Genomic DNA, 18,250 nt, shown 5'->3' with positions numbered 1-18,250 from the left:
GAGGCTAAAATCATTCAAATTTGATTATAATTCTCTAAAGTAGATTAGGATAGTCAAAGGGGGAGTAGTTATTTTACTGCCACAAGCATCAGAATTTATTTTCAAATGGCAGAGTTGCGCAGCACTCCGATTCCAGGACTCATAGAAATATTTCCTAAAATTTTTAACGATAGCAGAGGCTATTTCTTCGAATCATTTCGGCAGGATTGGTTGGTTAAAGAAGGAGTAAAGGTGGATTGGGTTCAGGATAATCAGTCCTTTTCCCAAAAAGGAACTGTACGTGGACTTCATTTTCAGCATGCCCCATTTGCTCAGGCAAAGCTTGTGAGAGCTATCACAGGAAAGGTTCTGGATGTCGCAGTTGATTTGAGAAAGGGGTCAAAGACTTTTGGAGTACATTTTTCCACTGTATTAGATAGTGAGCAGAATAATCTGCTCTACATTCCGGCTGGTTTTGCCCATGGTTTTTCGGTAATAGAGGATGCTATTTTTGCGTATAAATGCTCCAATTATTATCACAAACCTTCTGAAGGTGGAATCCTTTGGAATGATCCGGCGTTAGAGATCGATTGGCTTATCGATCAGCCTATTATTTCTGACAAAGACAAACACTGGATGACCTTGGACGAATTTGTAATTCAAAGTAATGGAGGTTTATAATGGTATGGTTTAATGTTTTTAAGAGGAAACTAGAAGAAGAAGTTTCTCTTGACTTGTCCTGGTTACAAGTTGACATGCATTCTCATTTAATTCCCGGAATCGATGATGGGTCGAAATCCATGGAAGAATCGATTGCTTTAGTAAAAAGATTGATGGGGTATGGATTGAAAAAAATCATTACCACACCGCATATCATGTCAGAGTACTACCGCAATACTCCGGAAATCATCCATATGGGACTTGAAGATCTTCGAAATGCTATAAAGAAGGAAGGGATCGAAATCGAAATAGATGCCGCCGCTGAGTATTATTTGGATGAGATATTTCTTGAAAAAGTGAAAGCCGGGGAGAAACTGCTCACCTTTGGTGATAATTATATTTTGGTCGAAACGGGATTTATCAATAAACCCCAAATGCTTCTGGACATCATTTTTCATCTTGAAATGGCTGGTTACAAGCCGATTCTAGCACATCCGGAGCGTTATCAATACTTAATAAGTGATAAAAAGCTTCAAGAAGAACTGTTCGAAAGGAACCTTCTTTTCCAGGTGAATTTACTTTCGTTTACAGGCTTCTATTCCAAGCAGGTGAAAGAATTTGGAGAAATGCTCGTGGACAAAGGATTAGTGGCGCTTCTAGGGACAGATTGTCACAATGAACGCTACCTTGATATGCTCGAAACATTGCCAAAACACCAAAAGATTTTTGAGAAAATCCAGCATCTTGAGTTAATTAACAAGACGCTTTAGGGCCTGTATATGAACATTTTAATCACGGGAATTACAGGGCTTTTTGGAAGTCATCTCGCCCGAGAGTTCAGCCAAGTAGGACAAATCCATGGGCTCAGGCGGAAAAACTCCGAGCCAAGTCTAGTGGATGGACTAGATATCCATTGGCATGAAGGGGAACTATCCGATATGGAATCCCTGCTTGAATCCCTACAAGAGATTGATCTGGTGGTACATGCTGCCGGACTTGTTTCATTTTCAGCTAAGGATAAAGGAAAACTTTACGAAGTAAATACTGTGGGTACTGCAAATCTCGTCAATGCGATGCTTGCAAGTGGGGTCAATAAATTGGTACATGTAAGTTCGGTTTCAGCAATTGGCCGAAGTCCGGAGTTAAACCAAATTGATGAGGAATTTAAGTGGACTGAATCTCCACTCAATACAGAATATGCAGTTTCCAAATATTGGGCTGAGCTCGAAGCATGGAGGGGAGAACAGGAAGGCTTACAATTGATCGTGGTCAATCCTTCCATATTATTAGGGAAGGCAAACTATGGGAAAAGTAGTACAGCCATATATTCATATGTTCTGGAAGGAAACAAATTTTTCCCAAAGGGAGATCTGAATTACATCGATGTGCGGGATGCGGCCAAGATCACTCGGGCATTAGTAAACAGACAAGCTTGGGGCGAACGATTCATTTTAAATAAGGAGAGTATTTCTTACCGGGAGTTTTTTTCTGAAATCGCATCTGTGTTTGGAAAAAAAGCTCCAAGCATGGCATTGCCGAATTGGTTGATATCTGTCGCATCCTTTTCCACAGCAATTCTTCGCGTAGTTGGACTAAGCAAAAGCCCACTTAATAAACAAACGGTGAGATTAACTCAGCAAAAAATCCGCTTTGAAAATTCAAAAATTCAAACCCTGCTTGCTTATAATTATTTTCCACTTAGGGAGAGTTTGGAATGGGCGAAGGAGGCCTGAAATAAACTTATTTTTCGGCCTCATCGTTTAGCCAATGATTGTCTTCCTGAATCAACAGCCCAATCATTTCAAAAAAAAATTTGGCTTAAAGGAAAAATTAAACAACCTATATTTTGAGATACCTCAATAATTGGTATCTTAAATAAACCATAACATCACCGAATGACCGGAGATCACGACCACGACTGGGAAGAAGACAAAAAACTCGTTGAGCGTTTTGAAAACTCCCTGAAATCCAACCTGGACCTCTATTTTGAAGAAGAAGAACTGGAAGATATCATTCGGTTTTACTTCGACCAGCAGAAATTCCTCAAAGCTTTAAGAGCCTCTGAATACTCATTGGAAAAGTTTCCTTTTTCGGTGGAAATCCGTCTGCTTAAAGCGCAATGCTTAATCTTCAATGATGAACTCGAAGAGGGATTGGGTATTTTGGAAAACCTCAATAATCTTTCTCCTAACAATGAGGACATTGTGTTGGCCTTGGCCAATGCGCAGATTCTGGCGGGGAATCATCAGGAAGGAATTGAACTTTTAGAGAATTATCTGCCCATGGCAGAGGATAAAGCGGAAGTTTTTTATTCTCTCGGAAATCTCTATCGAGCCAAAGGCGACAACGCAAAAGCAAGTGAATATTTCAAAGAGGCAGTTAAGAACCGAATCAACCATGAGGACGCTTTGTTCCAGTTGGCGATGATCACCGAAGAGGAAGGTTCATTTGACGAAATCCTCCAATTCTATCAGGAATTCATTGATCAGGATCCCTATTCTGCAGGTGCTTGGTATAATCTGGGTGTCGTTTACAATCGGCTGGGCAGATTTGAAGATGCTATTTCGGCGTATGAGTATGCTTTGATAATTGACGATGCCTTCGCCTCTGCGTATTTCAACTTAGGAAACTCCTTGATGAATACCCATCAATACGAGGCAGCCCTGGAGGCCTATCAGAATACCATCAACTGTGAAGGAGTCAATGCGGAAAATTGCTGCTACATGGGTGCTGCCTACGAAAAGTTGGGAAACATCGATGAAGCATTCAAATATTTCAAGAAGTCAGCAAAACTGGATGAGGAATATGACGATGCCTGGTTTGGACTTGGCATGTGCATGCTTAAAAAGGAGAAATTTTTCGAAGCAATCCATTATTTCAAAAAGGCCCTCAATCTTAATAAAGAAAACGCAAACTTTTGGGTGGGTCTAGCCGATGCCGAATTTAATCTTGGAAACATGCAGGCTAGCTCCGAAGCTTATGAGGAGGCCATTAATCTAGAACCGGGAATCATGGAGACCTATGTCAATCTCTCGGTGATTTATTTTGAGCAAAACAGATTCGAAGAAGCCGTAGATGTAGTCAGAGAGGGCATCGAAGAAGCCCCCGAAGAGCCCGAACTCTATTACCGAATGGTAGTTTACCTGGTAAAGATGGGCAAATACAAAGATGCGTTCTCTTATTTAGAAAATGCGTTAACTTTGGACTTTGATAAGCATACGATCTTGTATGAATTGATGCCTGAACTCAAAGAACAAAAGGCCATCTACAAGATCATCGCTCAATTTCGGGATGACCATTCCCTGCTCTAAACTTTAAAACCTGGCAAATGAAATCAAGCATGACCCAAAGCGATACACAGAGGGATTATTATAAACTTTGCGAGATTCCACCTGCCTGCCGGCAGGCAGGCGTGGCCATTAAAAATCAAATTGTAAACACATGAACTATGTGCTAAAGAATATTCCAGTACGGACTGATAAGCCGCGTACCACGGGATTCACTATGGCTATGGACAAAGGTCTTAGCCTTCGGGAAACCGAAGATTTTGTTGACAGTTGCTCTAATTTTGTTGATATAGTCAAATTGGGCTGGGCAACATCCTACGTTACTAAGCAACTGAACGAGAAGCTTGCTGTATACAAAGCCGCTGGAATTCCGGTATATCTCGGAGGGACACTTTTTGAAGCCTTCATCGTGCGAGGTCAATTCGAGGATTATCAGCGTGTACTTGATAAGTACAATTTGGAATTTGCAGAAGTTTCGGATGGTTCGATTTCATTGAATCATGATAAAAAATGTGAGTACATCACCACGCTTGCGAAGCAAGTCACCGTACTTTCAGAAGTTGGTTCAAAAGATGCCGCGAAAATCATTCCTCCATACAAGTGGATCGAGCAAATGCAAACTGAATTACAGGCAGGAGCATGGAAAGTAATCGGAGAAGCCCGCGAGGGAGGAAATGTCGGTCTATTCCGAGACTCTGGCGAAGTTCGTCAAGGACTTGTGGAAGAAATTTTAACTCAAGTTCCTGAAGAAAAAATAATCTGGGAAGCCCCTCAAAAATCCCAGCAAGTTTGGTTTATCAAGCTTTTGGGAGCTAATGTTAATCTCGGAAATATAAGTCCTTCGGAAATCATTCCTTTAGAGACTATCCGATTAGGGTTAAGGGGTGACACGTTTGACCATTTCTTGGGAGAAATTAAACTTTAATAAAATCTAAGCCAAAAAGGCTGATCGATTCGTTGGTCAGCCTTTATTTTTGTTTATGAACTCAATAAAAAAGTATGCCCTTACCTACTTCAAGGGAATGGCTATGGGTGCAGCTGACATTGTTCCTGGGGTCTCCGGGGGTTCGATTGCTTTGATTGCGGGAATTTATCAAGAATTGCTTGATAGTATTAATTCGTTTTCCTTAGAGAACTTCAAGCTTCTTACAAAAGGAGAATTCAAACGATTCTATGAGGCGGTTAATGGGTCTTTTTTATTGAGTCTTCTGCTTGGGATTCTTACCAGTATTTTTGTGCTTTCGAGCTTGATTACCTATTTGATGAGTAATCATCCGATACCGCTTTGGTCCTTTTTCACCGGGTTAATTTTAGTTAGTGCTTTTATGATTTTGAAAGAAATCAAGCGATGGCATTTGGGTGTGGTTCTGGCAGTTTTGATAGGAATAGTTCTTGCCATCTGGATTACCAGTTTGCCTCCTTCTACTACTCCTGATGCCTTGTGGTTTACTTTTATTGCAGGTTCGATCGCTATCTGTGCGATGATCTTGCCTGGAATCAGTGGAAGTTTTATACTCCTGATTCTTGGCCAATATGAGGGGATTCTCCAAGCAGTAACCGAGCGGAATATTTTAAAAATCTTTGTTTTTGCATTAGGCTGTATCGTCGGGCTTTTGTCATTTAGCCGAGTAATTTCATGGTTATTGAAAAAATATCATTCAGCGACAATTGGCCTTCTTTCAGGTTTTATGCTGGGTTCGGTCAATGAGCTTTGGCCTTGGAAAATTGTCACAGCTTGGCGAACCTCTTCCAGCGGTGAGCAAAAACCATTTTTGACCGAAAATATCCTTCCTGGCAGTTATTTGGAACAAGTAGGCGAGCAACCACAAATTTTAGCAGCGGTTTTGGCTTTTGTTTTTGGAATTGGTTTGGTACTTTTCATTGAATGGTTAGCTTCAAAACTGTTGAAATCATGAGAAAATTTGGACTGATCGGATACCCACTTTCCCACTCTTTTTCCAAGAAATATTTCTCAGAGAAGTTTGAAAAAGAAGGAATCCAAAATTGTCAATTTGACCTATACGAGATACCTGATATTTCCGATTTCGAAAAAGTATTGGAAGAAAATCGAGAGCTGGAAGGCATGTCCGTGACCATTCCTTATAAGCAGGACGTGATTCCTTTTTTAAATGAATTGGATCCTGCTTGCGAGATTATCGGTGCAGTTAATTGTATTCAAATCCGAAATGGATATCGAAAAGGCTTCAATACCGATTACATCGGGTTTAAGGAATCGTTGAAAAGTTGGCTAGGGACTGATATTCCTAAAGCCTTGGTTCTGGGTACAGGAGGAGCTTCCAAAGCGGTGAGAATTGCATTAAAAGACTTGGGGGTTGATTTTTTATCGGTTTCACGAAGACCAAGAGAAAATCAAATCACTTATTCTGACCTGAAAACCAACCCAGCCTTTCTTCAAAAATTTCCATTGATTATCAATACAACTCCACTTGGGACTTTCCCAAAAACGGATGAAATGCCTGATATTCCTGTTGAAATGCTAAACAAGTCTAACCGAGTTTATGATTTAGTCTATAATCCCTCGGAAACCACGCTTATGAAAGCTTGTCTTGACCGAGGAGGAAAAGTCAAAAACGGGATGGACATGCTTGTACTTCAGGCAGAAGCGGCATGGACAATTTGGAATTCATAAACTATCCCTATGAACAAGGCAATCTTACTTATTCAATGTCCCGATCAGAAGGGAATCGTATCTGAAGTCTCCAGGTTTCTGTATTCCTACAATGGGAATATCCTTGAAGTGGATCAGCATGTGGACGAGGAAATGGGCCTTTTCTTCATGCGTGCGGCTTGGGAATTGGATTCTTTTTTATTGAAAAAGGAAGAAATAATAGCCAAATTCAAGGATGAGGTCGGGCAGAAATTCGGGATGGAGTTTAAGCTTTATTTCAACTTTCCCAAGCCAAGGATGGCGATTTTTGTCAGCAAACTTTCGCATTGTTTGTTTGATATTTTGGGAAGGCATCATGCCGGGCAGCTTGAGGTGGATATTCCGTTGGTGATTTCCAATCATTCGGATTTGAAAAGTATTGTGGAGGCTTTTGGAATTCCTTTTTTCCATATCCCAGTTAATTCTTCCAATAAGGCATCTGCTGAATCCGAGCAATTAAAACTATTAAAAGAGCATCAGGTGGATTTTGTCGTCTTGGCGCGCTACATGCAGATTATTTTAGGAGATTTCATTAAGAATTTCCCTAATCGAATCATAAACATTCACCATTCATTTTTGCCTGCATTCGTGGGCGCGAGACCCTATCATGCAGCCTATGAACGTGGAGTGAAAATCATCGGAGCCACCGCTCATTATGTGACCGAGGAGCTCGATGCAGGGCCAATCATCGAACAGGAAGTAGCACGGGTGAGGCATCATAATACGATTCCCGAATTGGTGCAAATTGGTCAGGATGTGGAAAAAGTCACGCTATCCAAGGCCATCAAGTATCATGTAGATCGAAAGGTAATGGCTTTCAGAAACAAGACCATTATTTTCTATTAATCCACAATTTTTCGGGGAATTTGGGCAGGTAGACGTGTCAGCATCTCATAATTGATTAAGTCTGAAGTTTCTGCAAATGAAGCTACTGTAATTTCATTTTTGCCCTGATTTCCAATCAAAACTACCTCATCTCCAGCTCTAATCTCGGCCAATTGGCTGACATCGACTGCTACTGCATTCATATTTACAGTGCCAATGACTGGGCAATATTCCCCTGCGATAAGGACTCTTCCATTATTACTCAGATTGCGACCATACCCATGGGAGTAACCTACTGGAATAATTGCCAAAGTCATGTCCTCACTTGCTTGGAAACTTTTCCCATAACCTACAAACTCTCCAGATTTTACCTGTTTGAGACTCATGATCTGGGTTTTCCAAGTCAGTAGTCGCTTTAGAGGATTTCGGTTTTCTGGCGGAAGTTGGCTTTTGATCAATTCAAAAGTTTCCCGTGTCGGCCAAAACCCATATCCGGAAATTCCGATTCGCACTAAATCCAGGTGAGTCTCCGGAAAGAGTAGGGTTGCTGCCGAGCAAGCGGTATGCAGTCGCTCAAATTCAATTTTATTTTCAGCGAAGAAGATTCGAAATTTTTCGAAAAGATCGATCTGTTCTTGAATTCGGGGATGATTTTGAGCGCTTTCTGCACCTGCGAAATGTGTACAAAGTCCTTTTAATTCCAAATTTGACTCATTGTTCTGGAGGAGTTTCAGAAGCTTTTCCCGGTCTTCCCATTCAAATCCTGTTCTTCGAAAACCTGTTTCGACTTCCACATGAATCTTGGCTTTTTTCTCCAAGGATTTTGCAGCCTCTATTGCCTTTTCCAATCGCTCGTAATCAAAGACAAAAAACTGAATACCCAACTGAATCAAATCTGGAATTTCCTCCAAATGGAGCATTCCCATGATCATAATTTCATTGGACTGAGTACTGCTTGCCAAGACTTCCCGAGCTTCATCCGAGCTAAAGGTGCTAAAATGCTGGACCCCTGCCTGCTCTGCAATTGGCACAAGTTGAGCGATACCATGACCGTAAGCGTTTCCTTTTACAACCGCTGAAATCAAGGGTTTGGAGCCAATTCGAGAGCGAATAAATGCGATATTTTGACTATAAGCGCTGGCACTGATTTCCAGGCTGGAAGTATGATGCATTGATTTTTGAAGTGTTTTGCGGCAAAATTTAAACCCTTAAGGATTCTTATCCCAATTCTTGATTAGTTTTAACATTGTTAGATCAATCAAAATTGATATGTCTGAAAACCCACAAAAGTCTCGCTGCCCTTGGTGCCTTGGATTTCCCGAATACATCTCCTATCACGATACCGAATGGGGAGTGCCTGTCTATGATGACCGAATTCATTTTGAGTTTTTAGTACTTGAAAGTGCACAGGCGGGCTTGAGTTGGGCTACGATTTTGAAGAAAAGGGAAGGATACCGCAAGGCATTTGCAGACTTTGATTATCGGTTGGTGGCAGATTTTCCGGAGAGTTATGTTCAGGAATTGCTGCAGGACTCTGGGATTATTCGAAACGTTTTGAAAATCCGAGCAGCGATCTCCAATGCAAGGCGATTTATGGAAGTACAGCAAGAGTTTGGAAGTTTTTCAAATTACATCTGGGGGTTTGTAGGTGGAAAACCTATTCAAAATTCCCTCAGAACCATGGGTGAAGCATTGGCCACCACTCCTGAATCTGACCGACTTGCCAAAGATCTAAAAAAGCGTGGCTTCAAATTCCTGGGTAGCACCACGATTTATGCGCACATGCAAGCAACAGGCTTGGTCAACGACCATTTGGTCAGTTGCTTTCGATATCAAGAGCTCAGAAATTATAAGCTTGGGTTCTTCGGTTAAAAAATATGTATGGCCGACAAGCCGAATGAATAATTTCACTTTACTGTCAGATTGATTTCATCAAAATATGCCTTGACCAAAGTCTGCGTTGGCACATTTAGAGTTACCTGGATGCTTTCGGCATCTTTCGGAAAATCTTCCAAAGTAGCTTTTAAAAGAACCCAGTCAACATCCCCTTGAAAATCAAACACAGCAGAAGCGACGGATTCCGTTTTAATCGTGGGGAATACTTTCAAGGCAATAAAAATTCTTCCTCCCGCCGTAAGATCCTGGATATTTTCTCCCTTTACAAATGCCACTAGCCTAGTGTGCTTCCTGGCGCTGGCATCGGCCCAGAATAAGTTTGGCTCCAGAAGGATGCGTTTGCGAATGTACTTCCTAGATTTTCAATATATAGTGACCGATTTCCGCTAATGAATTCCTCGCTGCTGACCCCGTGTTGAATCCCATTAAGATTTGAGGGTGTCCAGGGAACAACCGAGTCAGGATACAGGGATAAATTGGGATTTAACATGAGCTGACTTCCTTGTGGAAGAAAATCCTCCTCGTTGCATGACAGCAGCAGCAAGAAGAGGAGTAAATGAAATAACGATTTCCTAAACATATTCCTTAGCTAAGTTGGTCAATTTCAACAAAATATAATTTAATAGTTTTTTGTTAAGGAAAACGCTTACTGAATTGAAAAAGTATTCCAACTTGAAATTGAATTTCAAGACTGGCAAAGCCGCATTGAAAAGAGTGTGACTTAGTTAAGAAAAACGCTAGTCTCGATCATTTATTTAAAATGGGCCAAATTTTTTTCCCCCTTTACAGGCTAATCTGGTCTGATCAATGACCATATAGTCGATTGTCATAAGTTTTTGAAGTTGTCTAAGTAATTGGGAGTGTTAATTTTAAAATCTTACCAATAAACCCTAAAAAATACCATTCGTATAAAATTAGCAAAGAGAAATATTTCCTTATTTTTCTTCTCCAAGTTATTGAGTTATATTCAAGTAAAATCATTATTTAACTTAAAAAGTAAACTGTTATGAAAAAGATTATTGTTTGTTTAATCGTTTTCGTTTTTTCAGTTACTGGATTTAATTCATTTGCGAATTGTCCACCTGTTATGGCGGGAGAAACTGGTACAGCTGGTCAGTGCAGAAGTGTCACGATTTTGGATGTAACCCAAACATGGTGTGATACTGGAGCAGAGGGGCCTGGAGATTGTATGGTCTAAATTGGTATTAAGGAGGAAAATTATTCCTCCTTTTTTTTTAATAAAGGGAAAAAAATGGCAAAAAATTTTTGGATATCATTATTGCTCGCTCTTGGATTATTTGGTTGTTCAACTTCCCAAAATAATTCAAAAGAATTAAAATTACCGGAACTAGTGGTTTTCGAACTTGACTCTTTAACTTCAAATAGCGGGAATCACTATGAACTCTATTCTGAAAACGATAAAGAAGTACTTTATGTCCTCACACCGTTCAACAATAGATTCGTTTATTTTGACTTCAAAACAAAATCAAAAATTGGAGAGTTTCAAGTTGAGGATGATTTTGAAAATTTAAAGATTGGATTAGCTCCACCTTCAGGATTTTATATCCATAGTTTAGATTCAATTTTTTTGTATGACTATAGGAAGCATGTTCTGTACTTATGGAATCAAAACGGGAAGGCCTCAAAAGTATTTGAGTTTATGAGAAATTTTCCCAATGATAGAAGCTATTGGTCGGGGATTTATGCTGAATCGAAACCCTATTTCTTAGATAAAGACTTAATTTCACTTGGTGGATCAGTGGAATCACAAAAAATAATTGATAATCAAAATGTTGATGTAGTTCTAAATCTCAAATCTTTTGAAGTGTATAGAGAAACCTATCTTCCTACTAGTTACTTAAAAGATCATTATTATTCCTCTGTTCGATTAAGACCTTCTAGAGCGGTAAATAAAATAAAAAATGTAGTCTATTACAGTTATTACAATTCTGACTCCATATATGTCAGAGATCTTTCGAAGGGAAACTGGACTTCATTTCATAGTAAAGTAGATGGAATGAAACCATTTAAAGATATTAGTGATTTAACCGAATTTCACGAGGCAGAAAGCGGAGGGGTTAATCAGTTAATTTATAATGCTACACAAGGTGGGCATTTTTCTGTCTTCTATGATGAAAAAAACAATAAAATCGTCAGAGTCAGTTTTCTAGGGATTCAAGACTTTGATATTTTAAGGCACCAAGAAAATCCTTACAAGTTTAATTTTGTGTTGTCGTTTTATGATCCGAATTCATTCGAAAATTTGGGATCGTATCAAATTGATCAATTTGATTATCGATTTATGTTTTTCACTAAGAATTTCTTTTATGTTATAAATCCTGAAAAAAATACTTTAGAAGATGAATTGGTAGTTTCAAAATATGAATATCCGAGATTTTAGGACTAACTTTTCAAGGCAAGCCTATTTGTTAAGGTGATTAGAAAAATGTTAAAATTAATATAGATGAGTTTTCGTAATCTTGTCGATGACTCATTTCTCTATGTATCATATAGCGGATGGTAGTTTCCATCGGAGGAACTAAACTTTTTCATCTTGCATTTATTCGCTTGGTAGGATGTAAAAAAGAAACGGATGATCTTATGTCCACCATATCCAAGAAAAGTTTAGATATTAAGTCAAATACAGGTTTAGACTTAATGAACCTTTTTGGGTACAGTTAAAAGCAAAAATCCTTTAAATATTACTCTCAAGGGATAGGATTAGACAACGGCGATAAATAACAGCCAAACCAAGAAAAGGATTGGAAGTAGAATCGGAATGGTGAATCGAATCAAGTAGCCAAAGAAAGAAGGCATTTTAATTCCGCTCTGCTCAGCGATAGACTTTACCATGAAGTTAGGGCCATTGCCGATATAGGTCATCGCTCCAAAGAATACCGAGGCGATCGCAATAGCCAAAAGTTGAAACGTGGTATCAGAATCATTCATGGTATTAGCTGCAAATTCCCTTACCTCAGCAATACTGTTAATATTCGCCCCTTCGGAAGCCATTGCCGCTGCCAGGAAATTCAGGTAGGTAGGAGCATTATCGAGTACGGCAGAAAGCACCCCTGTTCCCCAATACAATGTGTTTGGAGTGATCATGGCCGCACCTTCGGGGGATTTGGCAAAGTTGCCAACCAGTTCCAAAGCCGGCATCATCGTACCGAAAATTCCAACGAAAATAAAAGCTACTTCCCGGATGGGTTCAAAGTTGAATTCGTTTCCTTTTAGGGCCTTTTGGTCACCGAACTTATAGGAGAAATAGGCCACTGAAAGCATGATAATTTCTCTCAGATAGGAAAATTTCTGACCGTCATAAACAATCGCAGGAACGCCTTCGATTACATTTGGGTCTAGGAATACTGCACAGATTATAATGAAGAGCCAACCGAAATTTTTGACTCCGATCATGGAGAACTTGTTGGTGTAGGTTATTACTTCGGTGTATTCGTCTTCTGGAAGTTTTCCAAACTTGCGGTCAACAAAATAAAAGATTACAGAAAGGCAAGCCAGTGCAAAAGCCCATGCTGGCCAGTTGTGTTCGATGGTCCAGAAGAAAGGAACCCCTTTCAAGAATCCCAAAAACAAAGGAGGATCTCCAATCGGAGTCAAGGAACCACCGACATTACTCACCATCAGGATGAAAAACACGATGTGATAAGCTTGGATATTTCCTTTGTTCAATCGGATAAATGGCCGGATCAAAAGCATGGAAGCCCCAGTGGTGCCAATAAGATTGGATACGACAGCTCCGATCAAAAGCAGCGAAACATTCGCCATTGGAGTCGCTTTTTTGTCAATCTCAATTAAAATGCCTCCTGATGCAACGTAGAGCGAAGCCAAGAGGGCTATGAACTGAATATATTCCGCTAAAGCGTGAACGGGGCTATGGACATTTCCAATTACAAAGAGGTAATACAAGACGACAATCAAAGCAAAGCCAACCGCAATTTTAGGGTAATTGTGATGCCAGAAATGCTCATAAAAAAGTGGTCCCGTGGCAATCATTAACAACAAAGTAATAAAGGGAATCACCAACCATGCAGGGGCGGAATGAGTATCATGTTCCCCGGCTTCTGCATGAATTTCGACTGTTGAGGCTTCCAATTGTGTAAAATCTGCATCAGCATGGGCAAGTAATTCCACCGAATTCTCAGCGGAATAGCCAAAAACAGGTGTTGTCTCAACGAGGCCAAAAAATAATATTCCGAAAAGTATGGATAAACTTACAAGATATTTCTTCATTTGGTCGTTTAGGTATGCAGGGTATTACTTTCGGGAAATTTAAGCAAATTTTTTAGGGTGCATTCAGTATTAAACTGATTACTAAACTACAGATTTTGAGGTAAACTGTCCAACTAGGAAAAGAACCAAATCCAGAATTCATGAAAATTAATTCCGAACTCGGTTCTTTTAATATCCTTTTACACGAGTTGTGTCAAAGCTATTTCAAAGGAAGTTTGGGCTAGTTTTGTTTTTGAAGGATTCTTGGCAAAGGTCTTTTTCATTGCAAGTTTTATAGTTTTTGAAACGTCGGAGAAAATTGCCTGATCCGTCACTTCCGCATCATCGCTCATCAGATAAGCAAACACTCTTGCCATTCCACAGTTGGCAATGAAGTCTGGAATTACAGCTACTTTTTCATCTGCCGAAACGCCAATCGGACCAAAGAAAATTTCTGAATCAGCAAAAGGGACATTGGCCCCGCATGAAATTACTTCCAATCCTGCATTTACCATCCGCGACACAAGGTCCTGAGTCACTAATCGAGATGCGGCAGCCGGGATGAAAATCTCGCTTTTTAGATCCCATATTCTGGCATTGACTTCTTCGAAGGAAAGCAAATTCTCAGCGATAAGTTTGTTTCCTGTCCTTTTTACAAAGAGCTCCCGAATCTCGTCCAAATCAAAACCCTCTTCCTTAATTAAACCACCTTCCTTATCTATAATGCCGACTATTTTTACTCCTTCGACAGCCAGAAAGCAGGCTGCCGCAGCTCCTACATTTCCCCAGCCCTGAATTATCGCACGCTTTTCACGGATATCTCCTCCCCAGATGGAATAATAATGACAGGCGGCTTCTGCTACACCGTAGCCAGTGATCATATCTGCTACTGTGTATTTTTTCGATCCGTTTGGAGTAAAGTTTGGATCTTCCAGAACTTTGGAGACTCCCTGTCTCAACTGACCGATTTTTCGGATTTTCTGTGGTTCGTTGGCGTGAAAGTGTCCATTGACAATACCTTCCTGTGGATGCCAAAGTCCATACGATTCTGTCACGGGAATTACTTCATGGATTTCATCGACATTTAAGTCCCCTCCAGTTCCATAGTAATTTTTCAAGAGGGGCATTACTGCTTTGTACCAACGTTCCAAAACTCCAGCTTTCCTCGGGTCGGATGGATCGAAGTTGATACCGGATTTTGCACCTCCGATCGCCGGCCCCGATACAGTAAATTTCACTTCCATAGTTTTGGCCAGTGATTCCACTTCTCTTTTATCCAGACCTTTTCGCATGCGCGTTCCTCCACCGGCGGCACCACCTCTAAGGGAATTGATGACTACCCATCCTTCCGCCTCGGTTTCGGAATCACTCCATTCAAAAACGATTTCTGGTTTTTTATTTTCAAATTTTTCCAGCAGTTCCTGCATTGTTTTTTGGGTTTTATATTCGCTGCCAAAAATAGGAAAAATATGATGGGGTCCTCAACAACCTTTCGAAGACAAGTTACCCATAGAGGGTTCCACCGCAGTTGTCTCGGGATGCTCCTGTTACTGAGGCTAAACAATTATTTTCACCACGAAGCCGCAACGCGCCCAAAAAAGCAAAAATCAAAGCTTCTTTAAATTCAATTAATTCGGCATTTGCGGCTACTTGTATCCAGCTTTTTTTCAGATAATGATCCAATCGCTCGATAAAATAGGTGTTGTATGCACCTCCTCCGGTGATTAGAACGGCCGGGGTTTCTTTTTGAGAAAAAGTTTTGATTACCGAAGTGATTTGAAATGCAAAATGCTCTACCAATGTGCTCAGGGTGTCCGCAGAACTGAGGCCTGACTTTTTGAGCAAAGGGAAAAAATCCTTTTCCATATCTTCCCTGCCCAATGATTTTGCGGAAACTTTGGAATAAAACGGCAGCTTATTCAATGCTTCAAATAATGTCAGGTTGACTTCGCCTGATCGTGCTTTTTCTCCCCCGGAGTCGTAAGGTTTTCCAAGTTTATTTGCCTCTGCGTTTAATAATAGGTTGAAAGGGCTGCAATCAAAGGCTATTCTGACTCCGCCCTTTTCCATTGAAATATTGGAGATCCCTCCTAAATTGATGCAGAAATCAGCCGTTGGGAAAAGCAATTGATCTCCAATCGGAACCAATGGTGCTCCTTGACCGCCAAATTGGACATCAAGCATCCGAAAGTCGTTGATCACTTTTTTGCCGGAGGCCTGATGAAGTGCCCATCCATTGCCAATTTGAAGACTGAGGCCGCTTGCCGGTTGATGAAAGACGGTGTGTCCATGTGAGGCGACCGCGTCCGGTTTAAGCTGAAACTCTTTGCAAAAATCACTGACCTGAATTCCCATCCATTTACCAAAATCCACATCCAACTGAGCTAATTCAAAGGAGCTGAGTAAGTGGGCTTCTTGAAGTTTTCTTCCTAAGTCCACTGGGAATGACACCGTTTTGGCCCGAGCTATTTGGAAACTCCAAACTTCATTCAGCTCAAAGTGAATATAGGCCATATCCAGTCCATCTCCGGAAGTCCCGGACATCAAACCGATCAAACTGTATTTCTGTGGGTGCATGGGTTAAAGATTGTTAAGTCAGGAAGCAGATCAAAGATAAATTTAAGCAAGTAAAAGTCTCCTTTTTAATAATGTCTAATTTGCAAGGGAATGAATTTGGTCATAGACATTGGCAATACTCGAATCAAATCAGCGCTTTTTGAAGTTGATGATTTGATTGAAGAACATTTTTTCGAGGAATTCGATACAGCGTTGACTTTCTGGGAAACTTTGGATTTCGAGGCGTGTCTGATCAGTTCGGTTAGATATTCTGAAGAAGAAATTGCCAAAAAACTTTTTTTCCCCTTCCAATATCTAAATCACAGCACGATTTTACCAATTCTTAATCACTATGGAACACCCAAAACACTGGGTTTGGATCGGATTGCTGCGGCAGTTGGTGCCTGGCAATTGGCAGGAAGGAATCCCGTCTTAGCTATTGACTTAGGCAGTTGTATCACTTTTGAATTTGTAGATGAATCAGCCACCTATAGAGGAGGTGCCATCAGCCCAGGGTTGCAAATGCGTGCCAAGGCTATGAATTCCTTCACGGCTAGGTTACCTCTGGTAGAACTGGATCAAAAGCCTGAAAATCCAACTGGTGATTCCACCATTACCTGCATGCAAGCGGGAATTTGGTTTGGAGTAGAGTATGAGTTGAAAGGTCAAATAGAGACCTATCGTCTTAAAATTCCTGAAATTAAGGTATATATCTGTGGAGGTGATTCGCTTTCTTTTGAATCATTGGTAAAAGACCACATATTTGTAGTCCCAAATTTAGTCCTCCATGGATTGAATTGTATTCTAAACCACAATGTCGAGTAAAAACTGGTTGAAGTCGCTGGGTGCGCTATGCACCCTTTTATTATTGTCAGAGGTAAATGCACAAAATAGTGTTTCCACTTACAGTGCCCTAGGAATCGGAGAATTCAATAACTCCGGACTTACTCAAAATCAAGGCATGGGAGGTATGGGGATAAGCTATGGTACGGGTTGGCAAGTAAACAATGTAAATCCGGCCCTCACCACCCGCAATACCATTTTTAATTTCCAAGCCGCGCTGAACTATAAACGGATCAACGTAAACAATGGAAGCGATGCTTCCAATGTTGATGGAGGAGGACTTTCTTACCTGGCACTTTCATTTCCTGTCAAAACAGGAAAGTTTACCGCAGGCATGGGTTTGGGTCAAATTACCAGTGTGAATTATCGCCTTCAAGTAGAAAGCGAAGTGGACAATTCGGACCTCAAAGCAAATAATTTTCTTCGGGGAGACGGGGGAATTTCTGAGACCTACCTCAATTTTGGATACCTGCTGGCAAAAAACCTAAGCATTGGATTTCATGGTTCCTACCTTTTTGGTTCTACAATCCGATCCAATCAATTGCTGATTACAGATGACAAGGGAGTGGAAGTAGGTAGTCCATCAGAATATTATGAAAGATTGACCGTGTCTGATGTGGGTTTCAAGTTGGGGGCTCACTATTTGGTGAAGACTTCGGAGAAAACAAATCTTCAGTTTGGCACCATTTATCAGAAATTTGGCAACGTTAATGGAACTGGATTTGCAAAACTTGCAGGGATTGGCCAAGCTAGCAAGGTCGATACAGATGGAGACCTAATTGCCAACAATTTGCCGGGAAGCGTTTACATTCCAAATCGAATCGGTGGGGGGGTGACTTTTGAGAAAGTGAATAAATATGCGTTCAGTATCGAGGGTCAATTCCAGGATTTTTCAGAATATCGAAATTTCTTTGGCGATCCACTTGACCTTCAGGCAGCCAAAAAATTGTCAATTGGATTTCTGATAATACCGAATTATTTATCATTCGACAATATCCTCAACCGCGGGACTTATCGAATTGGATTGGAGTGGATGCAGACCCCTTATTTTCTTAATCAGACCAATATCAATGACATAGGATTAAATCTGGGAACATCACTTTATCTAAATCAGTTATCAATGATGAATATTGCATTGAAAGTTGGTCAAAGAGGAACCTTGGATCAAGGCTTAATTAGAGAAAATTACGTAAATTTCACATTGGGTTTTTCACTTAATGATAACAGCTGGTTCTATAAGAGAGTATTCGAATAACATATTTTAAGAAAACAAAAGAAAACAAGGCCCAATACTTGTAATATCAGTACT

At 40.4% G+C, this 18,250-nt stretch carries 17 protein-coding genes; 12 read left to right on the top strand and 5 right to left on the bottom strand.

Annotation, left to right across the window (positions count from 1 at the left end):
- The first annotated feature begins 105 nt into the window (after positions 1-105).
- From rfbC to purU, 8 genes are all read left to right on the top strand, one after another.
- A complete protein-coding gene (gene rfbC, locus ACK4HU_RS03175; protein ID WP_409803398.1) occupies positions 106-660 on the top strand; it encodes a dTDP-4-dehydrorhamnose 3,5-epimerase in 555 nt (184 codons plus the stop codon).
- Positions 660-1,409: a tyrosine-protein phosphatase gene (locus tag ACK4HU_RS03170; protein ID WP_409803397.1), complete on the top strand. Its 750-nt coding sequence runs from the start codon at positions 660-662 to the stop codon at positions 1,407-1,409. Before rfbC ends, ACK4HU_RS03170 begins: the two co-directional genes overlap by 1 nt.
- Positions 1,410-1,418: 9 nt before the next feature.
- Positions 1,419-2,372: an NAD-dependent epimerase/dehydratase family protein gene (locus tag ACK4HU_RS03165; RefSeq protein ID WP_409803396.1), complete on the top strand. Its 954-nt coding sequence runs from the start codon at positions 1,419-1,421 to the stop codon at positions 2,370-2,372.
- 162 nt (positions 2,373-2,534) lie between these two features.
- On the top strand, positions 2,535-3,950 hold the full coding sequence (locus ACK4HU_RS03160; protein WP_409803395.1) for a tetratricopeptide repeat protein: 1,416 nt from the start codon (positions 2,535-2,537) through the stop codon (positions 3,948-3,950).
- 130 nt (positions 3,951-4,080) lie between these two features.
- The gene (locus ACK4HU_RS03155) at positions 4,081-4,851 is read left to right on the top strand and encodes a phosphosulfolactate synthase (protein WP_409803394.1); all 771 of its coding nucleotides are present in this window, start codon (positions 4,081-4,083) and stop codon (positions 4,849-4,851) included.
- 55 nt (positions 4,852-4,906) lie between these two features.
- Positions 4,907-5,842 (top strand): DUF368 domain-containing protein, encoded by a 936-nt coding sequence (locus ACK4HU_RS03150; RefSeq protein ID WP_409803393.1) that lies wholly within the window; start codon positions 4,907-4,909, stop codon positions 5,840-5,842.
- Positions 5,839-6,576, top strand: coding sequence for a shikimate dehydrogenase family protein (locus ACK4HU_RS03145; protein ID WP_409803392.1), 738 nt, complete (start codon positions 5,839-5,841; stop codon positions 6,574-6,576). Before ACK4HU_RS03150 ends, ACK4HU_RS03145 begins: the two co-directional genes overlap by 4 nt.
- Positions 6,577-6,585: 9 nt before the next feature.
- The gene (purU, locus tag ACK4HU_RS03140) at positions 6,586-7,440 is read left to right on the top strand and encodes a formyltetrahydrofolate deformylase (RefSeq protein ID WP_409803391.1); all 855 of its coding nucleotides are present in this window, start codon (positions 6,586-6,588) and stop codon (positions 7,438-7,440) included.
- Here purU and alr read toward each other — a convergent pair.
- A complete protein-coding gene (gene alr / locus ACK4HU_RS03135) occupies positions 7,437-8,591 on the bottom strand; it encodes an alanine racemase (protein ID WP_409803390.1) in 1,155 nt (384 codons plus the stop codon). The genes purU and alr overlap by 4 nt on opposite strands.
- Before the next feature lie 97 nt (positions 8,592-8,688).
- On the opposite strand from alr, the gene ACK4HU_RS03130 reads away from it, so the two are divergent.
- A complete protein-coding gene (locus tag ACK4HU_RS03130) occupies positions 8,689-9,291 on the top strand; it encodes a DNA-3-methyladenine glycosylase I (protein ID WP_409803389.1) in 603 nt (200 codons plus the stop codon).
- 35 nt (positions 9,292-9,326) lie between these two features.
- On the opposite strand, the gene ACK4HU_RS03125 is transcribed toward ACK4HU_RS03130, so the two are convergent.
- A complete protein-coding gene (locus ACK4HU_RS03125; protein WP_409803388.1) occupies positions 9,327-9,590 on the bottom strand; it encodes a hypothetical protein in 264 nt (87 codons plus the stop codon).
- Positions 9,591-10,567: 977 nt separating this feature from the next.
- Here ACK4HU_RS03125 and ACK4HU_RS03120 point away from each other — a divergent pair.
- The gene (locus ACK4HU_RS03120; protein ID WP_409803387.1) at positions 10,568-11,716 is read left to right on the top strand and encodes a hypothetical protein; all 1,149 of its coding nucleotides are present in this window, start codon (positions 10,568-10,570) and stop codon (positions 11,714-11,716) included.
- Positions 11,717-12,036: 320 nt separating this feature from the next.
- On the opposite strand, the gene ACK4HU_RS03115 is transcribed toward ACK4HU_RS03120, so the two are convergent.
- From ACK4HU_RS03115 to ACK4HU_RS03105, 3 genes are all read right to left on the bottom strand, one after another.
- On the bottom strand, positions 12,037-13,563 hold the full coding sequence (locus ACK4HU_RS03115) for a sodium:proton antiporter (RefSeq protein WP_409803386.1): 1,527 nt from the start codon (positions 13,561-13,563) through the stop codon (positions 12,037-12,039).
- A 179-nt stretch (positions 13,564-13,742) separates the two neighbouring features.
- Positions 13,743-14,969 (bottom strand): Glu/Leu/Phe/Val dehydrogenase dimerization domain-containing protein, encoded by a 1,227-nt coding sequence (locus ACK4HU_RS03110; RefSeq protein WP_409803385.1) that lies wholly within the window; start codon positions 14,967-14,969, stop codon positions 13,743-13,745.
- A 76-nt stretch (positions 14,970-15,045) separates the two neighbouring features.
- Positions 15,046-16,119 carry an anhydro-N-acetylmuramic acid kinase gene (locus tag ACK4HU_RS03105; protein WP_409803384.1) on the bottom strand — a complete coding sequence of 358 codons (1,074 nt, stop codon included), beginning with the start codon at positions 16,117-16,119 and terminating at the stop codon, positions 15,046-15,048.
- A 90-nt stretch (positions 16,120-16,209) separates the two neighbouring features.
- Between ACK4HU_RS03105 and ACK4HU_RS03100 the strand changes: the two genes are divergently transcribed.
- Positions 16,210-16,923 (top strand): type III pantothenate kinase, encoded by a 714-nt coding sequence (locus tag ACK4HU_RS03100; protein ID WP_409803383.1) that lies wholly within the window; start codon positions 16,210-16,212, stop codon positions 16,921-16,923.
- The gene (locus tag ACK4HU_RS03095) at positions 16,913-18,196 is read left to right on the top strand and encodes a hypothetical protein (protein WP_409803382.1); all 1,284 of its coding nucleotides are present in this window, start codon (positions 16,913-16,915) and stop codon (positions 18,194-18,196) included. Before ACK4HU_RS03100 ends, ACK4HU_RS03095 begins: the two co-directional genes overlap by 11 nt.
- Positions 18,197-18,250: the final 54 nt, after the last annotated feature.

The organism is Algoriphagus sp., from assembly GCF_046296635.1.
GTDB lineage: Bacteria > Bacteroidota > Bacteroidia > Cytophagales > Cyclobacteriaceae > Algoriphagus.
This window is presented reverse-complemented; position numbering and strand designations above follow the sequence as displayed.

Excerpts from the sequence above, each read along its gene's own strand:
- ACK4HU_RS03105 (WP_409803384.1), bottom strand. The coding sequence starts at position 16,119 with ATGCACCCACAGAAATACAGTTTGATCGGTTTGATGTCCGGGACTTCC.
- ACK4HU_RS03110 (WP_409803385.1), bottom strand. The coding sequence starts at position 14,969 with ATGCAGGAACTGCTGGAAAAATTTGAAAATAAAAAACCAGAAATCGTT.
- purU (WP_409803391.1), top strand. The coding sequence starts at position 6,586 with ATGAACAAGGCAATCTTACTTATTCAATGTCCCGATCAGAAGGGAATC.
- alr (WP_409803390.1), bottom strand. The coding sequence starts at position 8,591 with ATGCATCATACTTCCAGCCTGGAAATCAGTGCCAGCGCTTATAGTCAA.
- ACK4HU_RS03155 (WP_409803394.1), top strand. The coding sequence starts at position 4,081 with ATGAACTATGTGCTAAAGAATATTCCAGTACGGACTGATAAGCCGCGT.
- ACK4HU_RS03160 (WP_409803395.1), top strand. The coding sequence starts at position 2,535 with ATGACCGGAGATCACGACCACGACTGGGAAGAAGACAAAAAACTCGTT.
- ACK4HU_RS03130 (WP_409803389.1), top strand. The coding sequence starts at position 8,689 with ATGTCTGAAAACCCACAAAAGTCTCGCTGCCCTTGGTGCCTTGGATTT.
- ACK4HU_RS03100 (WP_409803383.1), top strand. The coding sequence starts at position 16,210 with ATGAATTTGGTCATAGACATTGGCAATACTCGAATCAAATCAGCGCTT.
- ACK4HU_RS03150 (WP_409803393.1), top strand. The coding sequence starts at position 4,907 with ATGAACTCAATAAAAAAGTATGCCCTTACCTACTTCAAGGGAATGGCT.
- ACK4HU_RS03170 (WP_409803397.1), top strand. The coding sequence starts at position 660 with ATGGTATGGTTTAATGTTTTTAAGAGGAAACTAGAAGAAGAAGTTTCT.
- ACK4HU_RS03165 (WP_409803396.1), top strand. The coding sequence starts at position 1,419 with ATGAACATTTTAATCACGGGAATTACAGGGCTTTTTGGAAGTCATCTC.
- rfbC (WP_409803398.1), top strand. The coding sequence starts at position 106 with ATGGCAGAGTTGCGCAGCACTCCGATTCCAGGACTCATAGAAATATTT.
- ACK4HU_RS03095 (WP_409803382.1), top strand. The coding sequence starts at position 16,913 with ATGTCGAGTAAAAACTGGTTGAAGTCGCTGGGTGCGCTATGCACCCTT.
- ACK4HU_RS03120 (WP_409803387.1), top strand. The coding sequence starts at position 10,568 with ATGGCAAAAAATTTTTGGATATCATTATTGCTCGCTCTTGGATTATTT.
- ACK4HU_RS03115 (WP_409803386.1), bottom strand. The coding sequence starts at position 13,563 with ATGAAGAAATATCTTGTAAGTTTATCCATACTTTTCGGAATATTATTT.
- ACK4HU_RS03145 (WP_409803392.1), top strand. The coding sequence starts at position 5,839 with ATGAGAAAATTTGGACTGATCGGATACCCACTTTCCCACTCTTTTTCC.